Origin of the sequence: Novosphingobium resinovorum (genome assembly GCF_027922145.1) — a bacterium.
Classification (GTDB): domain Bacteria; phylum Pseudomonadota; class Alphaproteobacteria; order Sphingomonadales; family Sphingomonadaceae; genus Novosphingobium; species Novosphingobium resinovorum.
In genome coordinates, this window is sequence record NZ_BSFC01000024.1 from 343,841 (window position 1) to 357,177 (window position 13,337).

Below are 13,337 nucleotides of genomic sequence, written 5' to 3' on the forward strand. Positions count from 1 at the left end.
CAGATTTGTCGGCGGGGCATGGCGCCCCCCGACTCGTTCTCGCTTCCGCCAGCCCGCGACGCCGCGAACTGCTCTCCCGCATCGGGATGAGCGACTTCACGGTGGAAGCTGCAGACATCGACGAGACTGCGCATCCCCGCGAGGTACCGCGCGATTACGCCCGGCGCATGGCGCGGGAAAAGGCGCTTGCGCTGCCTCCCGGCGATGCTTTCGTGCTGGCTGGCGATACCGTAGTCGCCTGCGGCCGCCGCGTGCTGCCCAAGGCCGAAGATGAGAAGACCGCGCGCGAATGTCTCGCGCTGCTTTCGGGCAGGCGGCACCGCGTCCTCTCCGCCATCGCCCTGCGCGCGCCCGGCGGCACCCTGCACGAGCGGCTGAACGAGACGATCGTGCGCTTCAAGCAATTGTCAAAAGACGAGGTCGAAGCCTACATCGCCGGCGGCGAGTGGGAGGGCAAGGCCGGTGGCTATGCCATCCAGGGCAGCGCCGAAGGCCTCATCGCGTGGATTTCCGGCAGCCACTCAGGCGTCGTCGGCCTCCCCCTGTTCGAGACGCGCGCCCTGCTGAAGGGCGCAGGCTTCCCCATTGGCTGAATGGCTGGTCGAAGAGGGGATCGGCGAAACCCGCGCGATTCTCGTCGATAACGGCCATGTCCTTGCCGCAAGGCTGGAATGGCCGGGCCGGCTGACCGCCGGTGAAGTCGCTGACGCAGTGCTGGTATCGCGCCGCGCCGGAGCCTCACGCGGGACGGTTCGCTTCGATTCGGGCGAGGAGGCGTTCGTCGACGGCCTCCCCAAGTCCGCCAGCGAAGGCGCACGCCAGCGGGTGATCGTCACCCGCACAGCGATGGCCGAGACCGGCCGCTACAAACTGGCCCAGACCCGCGCCAGCGATCTTGCCCTCCGACCTGCCCCCACCCTTGCCGAATCGCTGCGTGGCGGCGGACTGCCGGTCAGGAAGGTCCGCCGCTTTTCCGACGATCCCTGGCCCGAGATCGTGGCCGAGGCGCTTGACGGCGTGATCGCCTTCGAGGGCGGATCGCTGGTGGTGACGCCGACCCCGGCGATGACGCTGATCGACATCGACGGCATCCTCCCCCTCGCCGCGCTGGCGCTGGCCGCCGTGCCCGCGATCGCCGACGCGGTCGGGCGGCTCGACCTTGCCGGCTCGATCGGCATCGACTTCCCCTCACTGGAGCGCAAGGACGACCGCCGCGCGGTGGACGATGCTCTGGCCGAAGCGCTCGACCACTGGCCGCACCAGCGCACGGCGATGAACGGCTTCGGCTTCGTGCAGCTCATCGCGCGACTGGAGCGCCCTTCGATCCCGCAGCGGGTGCGTGCCGCCCCCGCCGCCGCCGCCGCGCGCCTTCTTCTGCGCAGTGCCGAACATGTGGCCGAACCGGGCGCGCTGCTGCTCACCGCGCACCCCGCCGTGCGGGCCGCCATGAGCGAGGAATGGCTCGCCGACCTCGCGCGGCGCACCGGGCGCACGATCCGCTGGCAGGAGGAGCGCACGCTTGCGCTGGCCGCCGGATTCGCGCAGGCGGTGCCGCTATGACCCTCTCCGAACGCAAATGCCCGATCTGCCGCAAACCCCGCGCCGCCGAGTTCACGCCGTTCTGCTCCAAGCAGTGCCGCGATCGTGACCTGCTGAAGTGGCTGGACGACGGCTACGCCCTGCCTGGCCAGCGCCACGATCCCGAGGACTTCGTCGGGCAGGAAAAAAACAATCCACAGGACGATTGAAATTTCTTCGTCATTTAGGGCTTGCCAAGGTCGGCCACCTTCTTCATAGGCCCGCCCACACCGCTCGCCGGTCTCTTCCAGAGGCCGCCGCCGAACGAGTGCCCGAGTAGCTCAGTTGGTAGAGCATGCGACTGAAAATCGCAGTGTCGGTGGTTCGAATCCGCCCTCGGGCACCATTTCCTTTCCTTTGGTGTCGCGCCCGAAATAAATCTCCATTACGGGAAACTGTGATGGATTTCGGCACGTTCAGCCGGATTGCCATGCGACTTTGATCTTTAGTCGCAAATTGTCGCATCTGCGAAATGGGCGCTTGCTCGCACACCGTTTTGCTGAATAGGACAGGGCAACATCCAACAAGGCGTGCGACTTGAACAGCTTCCCCCCTTATGCCCTTCGCCGGCCCTCCGGTTGGCGCTGGCCGCTCCTGCCTGTTGCCGCCCTCGCGCTTGCCGGAGTGTCGCTTGCGGCATGCTCCGGCGGATCGTCAAAAGGTCAGCAGCAGCGCACTGCCGAAGTCGGCTATATTGTCGCGCAGACCAGCAGCGTCCCCCTCTCGGCAACGCTCAGCGGCCGTACGGTCGCCTTCGAGACGTCCGAGGTGCGTCCGCAGGTGACCGGCGTGATAAAGCGCCGCTTCTTTACAGAGGGCAGCACGGTCAAGGCAGGGCAACCGCTGTTCGAGATCGATCCCAGCCTCTACCGCGCGGCGGTGAACCAGGCGCAGGCGAACCTCTCCAGCGCGCGCGCCACGGCGGATGCAGCCTCGGTCAAAGCGGATCGCTATCGCCCGCTCGCCGACATGGAAGCGATCGCCAAGCAGGACTATACCGACGCCCTGGCGGAATCGAGGACAGCCAAGGCCGCCATCGCGCAGAACGCCGCCGCGCTCGACACGGCAAAGATCAACCTTCGCTTCACCACCGTTCCCGCGCCGATCAGCGGGAAGATCGGACGCCAGCTGTTCACCGTCGGCGCCCTCGTCAGCGCCACGCAGGCCGATCCGCTCGCGGTGATCCAGCGCATGGACCCGATCTACGTCGACATGCAGCAGTCCGCCGCCGAGCTGACGAGCCTGCGTCGCCGCCTTGCCGAAGGCGGCGTGACCCCCGGCAGCACCGAGGTCCACCTCATGCTGGACGGCGGCATCCGCTATCCGCAGGCGGGCACCGTGCAGTTCTCCGAAGTCACGGTCGACCAGACCACCGGCACCGTCACCTTGCGCGCGCGCTTTCCTAACCCCGACGGCATTCTGCTTCCCGGGATGTTCGTGACGGCGATGTTCGACCAGGCTTCGGACCCGAACGCCTTCCTCATCCCGCAGAACGCCGTGCAGCGCGACTTCGACGGCAGCGCCTTCGTGATGCTGGTCGGCGCCGACAACAAGGCGCAGCGCCGCAAGGTCACCGCCGACCGCACGTACAATGAGTTCGCGGTCGTGACCGGCGGGCTGAAGAAAGGCGACAAGGTCATCACGCAAGGGCTCAACGGTCTGCGTCAGGGCGCTCCGATCAAGCCGGTCGTGAGCACGGCGCCTCAGAAGGTCGAGCCGCGCAAGGAAGGCCAGGGTGCGGGAAGCGGCGCAGAGGCAGGCCAATCCGGCCACAAGCGCGGCTGACGGTTCATGTCCCGCATCTTCATCGATCGCCCGATCTTCGCCTGGGTTCTGGCGATCATCGTGATGCTCGCCGGCCTCGGCGCGCTGAATTTCCTGCCCAATGAGCAATACCCGGACATCGCGCCGACGCAGGTGAACATCCGCGCCACTTATCAGGGCGCGTCGGCGCAGACGATCGAGAACTCGGTGACGCAGATCATCGAGCAGCAACTGACCGGCATCGACGGCCTGCTCTACTTCAGTTCCGAATCGAGCAATCGCGGGCAGGCGAGCATCAGCGCCACTTTCGCCAAGGGCACCGACCCCGACATCGCGCAGGTCCAGGTCCAGAACAAGGTCCAGTCGGCGATCCCGCGCCTGCCGCAGACCGTGCAGGCGCGCGGCGTCACCGTGACCAAGTCGAACGCCGACCAGCTGCTGCTGGTGGCGGTCTACGACGAGACCGACCAGCGCTCCAACCAGGACGTGTCGGACTATCTTGCCTCGAACATCCAGGACCCGCTTTCGCGCGTCCAGGGCGTGGGCGACGTCAACGTGTTCGGCGCGCCGCACGCGATGCGTATCTGGCTGGACCCGCGCAAGCTTGCCGCCGTGGCGCTCATGCCCAGCGACGTGACCTCAGCGATCACCGCCCAGAATACCGAAGTCGCGGCGGGCGAGATCGGGGGCACGCCTGCGGTCGACGATCAGGCGATCAACGCCGTCGTCACCGCCGGTTCGCGCCTGCAGACCGCCGACCAGTTCCGCGCCATCGTGCTCAAGACCAACCCGGACGGTTCGGTCGTCACCATTGGCGATGTCGCACGGGTAGAGATCGGCGCGGACAGCTACTCCTCGGTCAGCCGCGTCAACGGTCACCCCGGCGCAGGCATCTCGATCTCGCTGGCGCCCGGCGCCGACGCCCTGCGCACGGCAGAAGCGGTCAAGGCGAAGATGCAGGACCTCGCGGCAGAGATGCCCGACGGCGTGAAGTACATCTACGGCAGTGACTCCACGACGTTCATCAAGCTCTCGGTCGAAGAGGTCGAGAAGGCGCTGTTCGAGGCGATCATCCTCGTTGTCATCGTGATGTTCGTGTTCCTGCAGAGCTGGCGCGCCACGCTGATCCCGGCGATCGCGGTGCCGGTGGTGCTGCTGGGCACCTTCGCGGTGTTCTACGTGATGGGCTTCTCCATCAACACGATGACGCTGTTCGGGCTGGTGCTGGCTATCGGCCTGCTGGTCGATGACGCCATCGTCGTGGTCGAGAACGTCGAGCGCCTGCTGGAAGAGAACCCCGGCATGTCCCCGCGCGACGCCACCATCAAGTCGATGGAGGAGATCCAGGTAGCGCTGGTGGCTATCGCGCTGGTGCTTTCGGCGGTGTTCCTGCCGATGGCCTTCTTCGGCGGCTCGACGGGCGTGATCTACCGCCAGTTCTCGCTGACCATCGTGACCGCGATGGTGCTTTCGGTGCTGGTGGCGCTGATCCTCAGCCCGGCGCTGACGGCGACGCTGCTCAAGGCCAAGAAACCCCATGGCGAGGAAAATCACGAGCCGAACTGGATCGAACGCCACCTGCCCTGGCTCGCGCGCGGCTGGGAGAAGTTCCACACCTGGTTCAACCGCAGCTTCGAGCGTGTTACCGATGCCTATGTGCGCAAGGTGGACGTCGTGGTTGCCCACAAGTGGCGCTGGCTCGCGCTGTTCGCGGTTACTTGCGTCGGTACGTTCCTGCTGTTCCAGCGGCTGCCGACAGGCTTCCTGCCGAACGAGGACCAGGGCAACATAAGCGTACAATGGCGCCTGCCCGCCGGCACCCCGCGCTCGCGTACCGAGCAAGTGCAGCGCGAAATCGAGAAGTACTTCACGACTTACGAGAAGCACAACGTCGCGGGCATGTTCTCCGTCGCGGGCGGCGGGCGCGGTGCATCCGGCCAGAACAGCGGTCAGGGCTTCATCAACCTGACCGACTGGTCGCAGCGCACCGACCCGAAGGACGGCGCCGACGCCATCGTTCAGCGCGCCAGCGCCGCCTTCCGCAGTCTTCGAGACGCGCAGGTCTTCGTGCTGGTGCCGGGCGCCGTTCGCGGCCTCGGCGATTCGGCGGGCTTCACGATGGAGTTGCAGAACGCCAGCGGACTGTCGGACGACAAGTTCATGGCCGCTCGCGAAAAGCTGCTCGCCGCCGCTGGCGCGAACGACCAGTTGTCGGGCGTGCGCCTGAGCAACCTGCCGGACGTCTCGACCCTCAAGATCAACACCGACATCCGCGCTCTCACCGCGTTCGGCCTGACCCCCGGCAACGTCAACGCCACGCTTTCGACGGCCTGGGGCGGTACGTACGTCAACGACTTCATCGACAAGGGCCGCGTCAAGCGCGTCTACGTACAGGGCGATGCGCAGTTCCGCTCGCGCCCGGAAGATCTGGCGCAGTGGTTCGTTCGCGGCTCCGACGGGCAAATGGCGCCCTTCTCTTCGTTCTCGACGATCGGATGGTCGACGGCGCCGAGTTCCACCTCGCGCTTCAACGGCCTGCCCGCTTATGAGTTCTCCGGTAATGCCGGTTCCGGCGTCAGCTCGGGCACGGCGATGAACGTGATGGAGCAACTCGTCGCCGATATTCCCGGCGTGAGCGTCGCATGGGCGGGCTCCTCGTATCAGGAGCGGTTGTCGTCCGGACAAGGGCCCATCCTCTACGCCCTGTCCCTGCTGGTCGTGTTCCTGTGCCTTGCGGCGCTTTACGAGAGCTGGTCGATCCCGGTTGCGGTAATCCTCGTCATTCCGCTCGGCCTGTTGGGCGCCATCGCCTTCGTCACGCTGCGCGGGTTGGAGAACGACGTGTACCTGCAGATCGGCCTGCTCACGACCATGGGCCTTGCCGCGAAGAACGCGATCCTGATGATCGAATTCGCCGAGCAGGCGGAACGGCAAGGCAAGCGCGTCATCGACGCCGCGCTGGAGGCCGCAAAGATCCGACTGCGCCCGATCCTGATGACCAGCTTCGCGTTCATCTTCGGCGTGCTGCCGCTTGCCATCGCTACCGGCGCGGGCGCTAACAGCCGCGTCGCCATCGGCACGGCGGTGGTCGGCGGCATGCTCACCGCGACGATCCTTGCGATCTTCTACATACCGCTGTTCTTCGTGCTCGTGCGCCGCAGCGTGCGCGACGGTCTTGCCGCAGCACGAGAGAAACTGCAGCAGCGCCGCGGGCGCTCGGGAGACCCCGCATGAAGCGCATGAGCATCCGCCTGATGGCGGGCGTCCTGCCTGCCCTGGCCCTTGGCGCCTGCTCGCTGGCTCCAAAATACGTCCAGCCCGACCTGCCCGTCCCGACCTCGTGGCCGGTTGGCGACGCATACCTGCAGCAGAGCGAGGCTTCGCTGCCGGAGGTGTCCTACAAGGACATATTCCGCGACCCTCGCCTGCAGTCGCTCGTCGAGGAGGCACTGGCCAACAACCGCGACTTGCGCGTGGCGGCGGCGAACGTCGCGGCGGCGCGGGCACAAGTGCGCGTAACTCGGGCGAACCAGTTCCCGGCTGTCGGCATCAGCGGCTCCGCCACCGACACCGAGACCGGCGGCGGCTTCGGCCTCAACGGCATGAGCTATTCGGTACAGGGCGGTATCTCCAGCTTCGAGCTGGACCTGTTCGGCAAGCTCGCCAACGCCACCCGCTCGGACCGCGATACAGCGCTGGCGACGGAAGCGGCAGCGCGCACGGTTCGCCTTGGTCTCGTCGCCGATCTTGCGCAGGCTTGGGCGACGTATGCCGCCGACACCGACTTGCTCAAGCTGGCACAGGCTACTGCGGCCAACGCCAAGGATAGCGTGCGGCTGTCGTCCGCCCGTCTCAAGGGCGGCGTCGCCGCGCGTACCGAACTTCGGCAGGCCGAACAGGTTCTCGAAACCGCCAATGGCGACCTCGCCACGCAGACCGCCGCGCTGGCGCAGGACATCAACGCGATCCGCCTTCTCGTAGGTGCGGAATTCGATCGCGCGCTGCTGCCGACCGGGATCGACGAGGTCAACGCCAGCCTCGGCGAAGTGCCTGCCGGGCTTTCGACGCAAGTATTGCTGCGCCGCCCGGACGTGGTTCAGGCCGAATACCAACTGCGCGCCGCCAATGCCGACATAGGTGTCGCACGGGCACAGCTCTTCCCCACGATATCGCTAAGCGCCCTGATCGGCTTCGCCAGCCAGTCGCTATCGAGCCTGTTCGACACGGCCTCGCGCACGACGACGCTGGGTGCGGATGGCAGCTGGTCGGTGTTCAACGCAGGGGGCCGCAAGGCCAATGTCGAGGTGACCAAGGCCCAGCGCGACGCGGCCCTGGCGACTTACGAGAAAGCGATCCAGACCGCCTTCCAAGAAACCGCCGACGCCCTCGCCGACCAGGGCACCCTCGCCGAACGCCTGCGCGCCGCGACGGCCTTCACCGGCGCGGCACAGGACACCGCTACGCTCACCGAGGCGAGCTATCGCCGAGGTATCGTCGGCTCGCTCGACAACCTCGATGCGCAGCGCAGCCTCTATTCCGCGCGGCAGGCGGAGATCGCGGTGCGGCTGACACAGGCGGGCAACCGGATAGCGCTTTACCGCGTATTGGGTGGCGATCAGTCGACGCCGACGGTGGCGGGGCCGGCAACTCAGCCGTAAAGCGGGACGATCTGCGGCAGTTCGACGGTAGTGCGAATGCCCGGCGCGGCCGCACAGACCGCTGGAATGGCATTGATAGGTCGATGCGCGGTCAAGCCGGGCGTGTAGGCGGCGTAGTCTTCCTCCGCGACCGGGAAAGTAATGTCCACCTTGACAGGCGTGTCGCCCTCGGTGCTGATCCGCCATCCGGACTCGCGCAAGTCCCATTCGTGCTCGATGTCGGTGGTGACGTACCAGTTAGCGCGGAAGCGCAGGATCGGACGACCCTGATGCTTGCAGGTGATGGTTGTACGCATCGCGCCGACGGTGCCGGCGGGCACTTTGCCGGCCGCTATATCGAGGTCACCGCGCGTCGCGGAAAGTTCGCCGACCGCTTCTATATCATCGCAAGGTAGCCCCATGGCCTCGGCGACCTGCGAAAGCGAGCTGCCGAAATCCCCCTTGAGATGCTCGGCCCGGCACTGGTCGAATGGTGCCATCGGCGCCGCGAAGCCCATGATGTGAAACAGCATGTCGGGCGAATTGCGGCTCGACACGTCGGCATATTCGTCGATCGTGAGCAAACCATGTTCGCGCTGGAGCGACAACAGAGGGATCGCCAGCGCTTCCGTGACGAAACCGGGGCTCGACCCGGTGGAATGGATCGACGTACCCCCTGCCGTACAGGCCTCTTCGACCCGGGCGCGTCTTCCGGCATCCATGAGAGGTGGATAATGGAAGTCGCCGCGCGTCGTCACCACGTTCTTGCCCGAAGCAAGGAGCGCGCACAGGGCGTCCCAGTCGGTCCCCTGCGGCATGAACAGGACACAGTCGGCATCGAGGGCGACGATCTCCTCAAGCGAATTCGTCGCCTTGATGCCGGTTTCCGCAAGACCGCAGAGTGCGCCCGCGTCCTTGCCGACCTTCTCCGGCGAACTGACCCACAGGCCCACCAGTTCCATCCGGGGATGCTCGATGAGCATGCGCAAGGCCCGACTGCCGACGTTGCCGGTCGCCCACTGGACGACACGCCAGGTCCTGTTTGCATCTTGCGGCATCGATCTCTCCCTTGTGCTGCGTTCAGCCTGAAACCGGCAGGTCAGCAACTGTCGTTGCATGTGGCAATTCCCATCAGGGAACGCCCTCTGCTCAGAACTTCACGCCCAGTTCCACGCCGTACGTGACCGGCTTGCTCCAGTTCGCGCCAATGCCGAAGCTCGAATACTGCGCCTGCGTGAGGTATCGGCTGTTGGTGACGTTGTCCCCGAAGACCGCTACGTGGAACCCGTCATCCGGGGCGTTCCATTGCGCCCGAAGGGCCAGGGTTTCGTAGCCACCCTGCTCGAACTGGACACCCGAGGGGCCGAAGAAGAAGCTCGACGAGTAGAACAGGTTGCCCGACAGCGCGAGTTCGCCGCCCGCCAGATCGGTCTCGTAGCGCGCGCCGACGAAGCCAGTGAATTCCGGGGTGCGTTGCATCGTCACGTCTTCCAGCGTGGTGGGCACCACGACGAAGCTGACCCCGTTGGCGGCGCAAGTCGCGGCGGTTTCCTCGCCCAGTTCGGAGCAGCGCACATAGACCGGCGCGTTGTTGAATCGCTTGTAGCGTGCATGGACGTAGGAGGCGCCAGCGTTGATCTGGAACGCAGGCGTGACCTGATAGTGCAATGCGCCTTCCAGCCCGTAGATTTCCGAGGTCGCGGCGTTGATGATCTCCGCCGTGCCGGTGCGGTAAATCGACACCTGCAAGTTCTTGTAATCATAGTAGAACGCGGCGGCCTCGAACGAAAAGCCGCGATCCTCGTACTTGAAGCCCACTTCGTAGGCGTTGATATCCTCGGGCTTGACGCGGTTGCAGGTATAGTTTGTGTCGGGGATCTGGCACGAACCTCCGACGTCCGAGATCGCCGCCTTGTAGCCCTTCGTGAACGAGGCGTAGATACTCGTCCGGTCGGTCGGCTTGTAGCGCAGCACCACGCGCGGGGTCAGCTTGTTGTTCGAGATGTTCGGCACCGGCATCTCGGTGAGAGCGAATTGCTGGTTCCAGTAGGCATCGACGATCTTGTCGATCGAATAGCGCGCGCCGGCCGTCAGGAAGAATTGCGGCGTGATCTCGTAGGTGGCGTCGAGAAAGGCGGCGTAGCTCTTGACCGTGGTGCTCGACCCGCCGAGCCGGATGCGCTGGTCGGGCGCGTTGCCGCCATTGTTGATGTAAGTGATGTAAGTGTCGCTATTCTGGAAGTAGAACAGCCCCGCCGTCCACTGCAGCTTCGGCCCCGCCTTCGACGTGAGCAGCAGTTCCTGGCTCCAGGTCTCGTTGAGATTGGGCAGGCCTAGTTGAAACAGGTCGAGCCCCGAATAGTCGAGGTCCTGCGACATCAGCGAGTTCTCGCTGCGGTACTGGCTGTAGGAGGTCAGGTCCGCGAAGCCGAGGTCCGCACGGATCGTGCCCTGCACTACGTCGGTGTTGGAGCGGAAGACTTCCGGCACCGAGCCACTGGCAATGCGGTTCTTCGCCGTGGTGTAAGTCCCCGGCACTCCGCCGAACGGCGCGCCGAGGCCAAAGTCCGAGGTGTTTAGGCTGGACGCCAGCATGGTCGAGGGATCGTCCACCTGGCCGTGCTTGTAACGCAGCAACACGTCCACCGTGTCGGTCAGTTCCGCCTTGAGGCCGAGACGGAACGACCAGTTCTCGTAGTCGCCAACGCGCCGATCGTTATTGGAGATATCGTGCTGCCAGCCGTCACCGCGACGATACTGGCCCTCGAGGCTCAGTGCCACGCGGTCGGAAATGACGTAGTTGGCGAAGGCTTCCGCCTTGGCCTCGTTGTAGCGGCCGTAAGTCACGCGGCCCTCGAAGGCATTGCCCGAAGTGGACGGCTCGCGGGTGGTGACGAGGATCGCGCCACCGGTGGTGTTGCGACCGAACAGCGTGCCCTGCGGCCCCTTAAGCACCTGAATCGAACTGACGCTGATGAGATCGAAGTCGGCCGCCAGCGGGTTCGGCGAATAGAACCCGTCGATGTAGATGCCGACGTTGCCACCGCCGCCCGAGGTCGTCACCGCCGTACCGATGCCGCGAATGGTGGGCTGGAAGAACCCACCCGCGAAGTCGAAGCGCAGCGCCGGAGTGACCTTGCCGATATCGGCAAGCTGCTGGACGCTGGCGGTCTTTAGCGCGTCGCTCGAAAGGTTGGTGATCGAAATCGGCACATCGACCTGCGCCTCCGCGCGGCGTTGTGCGGTAACGATGATCGCGCCCTCCTCAGCCGTGGCGGCCTCTTGCGCGCCCTGCGCATGCGCTGAAATCGGCGTCAGCATCGCCAGTGCGAACACGGACGTGCAAGCCCCTGCTATCTTCACGGTATCCCTCCCAACTGCTTTTGCAGCGAGGCTACACGAGGCCGTCACGCGATCCAGTGATGGACCGAGATCCAGCTTATATATCGCGCTGGCAGATTTCACGCGACATCAGGTTCCCGGCGTGATGTAGCCGATCGTCTCCTGTCGCGGATCGAAGGACTCCGCCTTCCAGCGCACCGAACCGAAGGGCCTTTCGAGAAGACGACGCACCCGGCGGCCATGATTGCTGCGGTTGAAGCCGTCCGCCTGTGCCTGGATGTCGAAATCGCTCTGGGTGTAGCGGCCGCGCATGCGCAGGTAGTCTCCCCAGGTCGGGCAGTGGTATCGCTCGGTCCAGAGGGCCGGGTTTTCGATGTCGCGCGAGATCGTCCAGTCGAAGCCGCCGTTGCGCTTGCGCACTTTCTGCATCGTCATCATGACTTCGTAGAACTCGCGGGCCTGCCCGGGATCGACGTCGTATTCAACCTCGACGACCAGCGGCCCGGACCGCAAGGTCAGCGGCAGCGCGGCTGAGGGCTCATGGCCGATCTCGACCGAATCCATATCGGCCTCGGGATCCTCCCGAATTGGCAATATCGTACCGAGGAGCGCCGTCGCGGCAACGGCCATGCCAGAGGCCACCAGCGCGAAGGCCACGTCATGCCGCGCGGCGACCACGCCCCAACCCCAGGCGCCGACGCCGATCCCCGCTGTGATCGCGGAGGAGAACAGTGACAGCGCCCGCGCCGTCACCCATCGCGGGGCCGACAGTTGCACTGTCACGTTCAGCATCGCGATAGTCAGGATATTGCCCGCGCCCACCAAAAGGAACGCGAGGCATGTGACCGTAAGCGAGTGACTGAACCCGATCGCCACCAGCGCCGCCCCGCTCATGATCGCGAACAGCCTCACCGCCCACTCGGTAGAGATCATCGCCCGGATCTGGCTGACGAACAGCGCGCCGCCCACCGCGCCAACGCCTTGAGCGCCAAGCAGGATACCGAACGTTGCAGCATTTCCGTGCAGCAAATCCTTTGCAATCAACGGGGCAAGCGCGGAAGCCGTAGCCGTACTCAGCCCGAATCCCAGTACACGCAGCAGCGCAGTACGCACTGCGGGCGCATGCAGCGCATAGCGCGCGCCGGTCAGGATCGCCCGGTCTATCCGTTCGGGCGGCAGCCGCGAAGGCACATGAGTCCGCCGCCACAGGAAGAACGCCGTCAGCAGCGGCAGGTAGAGCAGTGCGGTCATGCCAAACACGACCTTCACGCCGTAGAGCACCACGATCAGGCCGCCCAATGCGGGACCGAAGCTGCGCGCGACATTGTAGCTAATCGTCCCCAGCGCTACAGCGGCAGGCAGGTGAGAGCGCGAGACCTGCTCCGGGATCGATGCCTGCCACGAAGGCGAGAACAGCGCCACGCCCGCGCCGATCAGGATGCAGAACGCCAGCAGCATTCCGGGCGTCGTCAGTCCTGCAAAGGTCACCGCTGCGAGCACCGCCGCGCTCACCGCGCTGAACGTAAGGCCGGTCATGGCGATCCGGCGGCGATCGAACATGTCGGCGATGGCGCCGGCCGGAAGCGTCACCAGCATCAGCGGGATCATCATCGCCGTCTGCACCAGCGCGACCATGCTCGCCGAATTGCTCAGCCGCGTCATCTCCCATTGCGCGCCGACGCCCAGAAAGAGCTGTCCGAAGTTGGAGAACAGGCTGGCGGTCCAGATATTGCGGAACGTACGTTCGCGAAGCGGTGCGAAGGCGCCGCCTGCCTCCTCATCCTGCGCCGTCGCCATGGCTGCTCATCCCCTGTTGTTATGTCTGTCCGCCGATGTTGAACGCACCGGCGCAGCCGTCAACCTGCCCATCGCGAAGACGATCCATTGACGCAAGCGAACACAATTCCGACATACTAACCATAGTCAGCAATCGCTGCGGCGATAGCGCCCGCTACCTAGATTGCAAATCGGGCAGCAGGCCCGCATCACGCGAAAAACCGCGCTTTGCTGCGCGAA

Annotated in this window: 9 protein-coding genes and 1 tRNA gene; 7 read left to right on the forward strand and 3 right to left on the reverse strand. The window is 65.3% G+C overall.

What is annotated here, in order from left to right; all coding sequences use genetic code 11:
- Positions 1-5 precede the first annotated feature (5 nt).
- The 7 genes from PKE80_RS16625 (at position 6) to PKE80_RS16655 (ending at position 8,000) form a co-directional block, all read left to right on the forward strand.
- Positions 6-593, forward strand: a complete 588-nt coding sequence (locus PKE80_RS16625) for a Maf family protein (protein WP_036524918.1) — start codon at positions 6-8, stop codon at positions 591-593.
- Positions 586-1,560: an Rne/Rng family ribonuclease gene (locus PKE80_RS16630; protein ID WP_271183450.1), complete on the forward strand. Its 975-nt coding sequence runs from the start codon at positions 586-588 to the stop codon at positions 1,558-1,560. Before PKE80_RS16625 ends, PKE80_RS16630 begins: the two co-directional genes overlap by 8 nt.
- The gene (locus PKE80_RS16635; RefSeq protein WP_271183451.1) at positions 1,557-1,748 is read left to right on the forward strand and encodes a DNA gyrase inhibitor YacG; all 192 of its coding nucleotides are present in this window, start codon (positions 1,557-1,559) and stop codon (positions 1,746-1,748) included. Before PKE80_RS16630 ends, PKE80_RS16635 begins: the two co-directional genes overlap by 4 nt.
- Before the next feature lie 100 nt (positions 1,749-1,848).
- Positions 1,849-1,924, forward strand: a tRNA-Phe gene (locus PKE80_RS16640).
- Positions 1,925-2,115: 191 nt separating this feature from the next.
- A complete protein-coding gene (locus PKE80_RS16645) occupies positions 2,116-3,363 on the forward strand; it encodes an efflux RND transporter periplasmic adaptor subunit (protein ID WP_370424118.1) in 1,248 nt (415 codons plus the stop codon).
- A gap of 6 nt (positions 3,364-3,369) precedes the next feature.
- Positions 3,370-6,576, forward strand: coding sequence for a multidrug efflux RND transporter permease subunit (locus PKE80_RS16650; protein WP_271183452.1), 3,207 nt, complete (start codon positions 3,370-3,372; stop codon positions 6,574-6,576).
- The gene (locus tag PKE80_RS16655) at positions 6,573-8,000 is read left to right on the forward strand and encodes an efflux transporter outer membrane subunit (RefSeq protein ID WP_271183453.1); all 1,428 of its coding nucleotides are present in this window, start codon (positions 6,573-6,575) and stop codon (positions 7,998-8,000) included. The genes PKE80_RS16650 and PKE80_RS16655 overlap by 4 nt, the downstream gene beginning before the upstream one ends.
- Here the strand turns inward: PKE80_RS16655 and PKE80_RS16660 are convergent.
- From PKE80_RS16660 to PKE80_RS16670, 3 genes are all read right to left on the reverse strand, one after another.
- Positions 7,991-9,037, reverse strand: coding sequence for an NAD(P)H-dependent amine dehydrogenase family protein (locus tag PKE80_RS16660; RefSeq protein WP_271183454.1), 1,047 nt, complete (start codon positions 9,035-9,037; stop codon positions 7,991-7,993). The genes PKE80_RS16655 and PKE80_RS16660 overlap by 10 nt on opposite strands.
- A 91-nt stretch (positions 9,038-9,128) precedes the next feature.
- The gene (locus PKE80_RS16665) at positions 9,129-11,342 is read right to left on the reverse strand and encodes a TonB-dependent receptor (protein ID WP_271183455.1); all 2,214 of its coding nucleotides are present in this window, start codon (positions 11,340-11,342) and stop codon (positions 9,129-9,131) included.
- Between the two features lie 108 nt (positions 11,343-11,450).
- A complete protein-coding gene (locus tag PKE80_RS16670; RefSeq protein WP_271183456.1) occupies positions 11,451-13,118 on the reverse strand; it encodes an MFS transporter in 1,668 nt (555 codons plus the stop codon).
- Positions 13,119-13,337: the final 219 nt, after the last annotated feature.

Bases quoted from the DNA above. Each gene is read 5' to 3' on its own strand.
- PKE80_RS16660 (WP_271183454.1), bottom strand. From the start codon at position 9,037: ATGCCGCAAGATGCAAACAGGACCTGGCGTGTCGTCCAGTGGGCGACC.
- PKE80_RS16655 (WP_271183453.1), top strand. From the start codon at position 6,573: ATGAAGCGCATGAGCATCCGCCTGATGGCGGGCGTCCTGCCTGCCCTG.
- PKE80_RS16635 (WP_271183451.1), top strand. From the start codon at position 1,557: ATGACCCTCTCCGAACGCAAATGCCCGATCTGCCGCAAACCCCGCGCC.
- PKE80_RS16670 (WP_271183456.1), bottom strand. From the start codon at position 13,118: ATGGCGACGGCGCAGGATGAGGAGGCAGGCGGCGCCTTCGCACCGCTT.
- PKE80_RS16650 (WP_271183452.1), top strand. From the start codon at position 3,370: ATGTCCCGCATCTTCATCGATCGCCCGATCTTCGCCTGGGTTCTGGCG.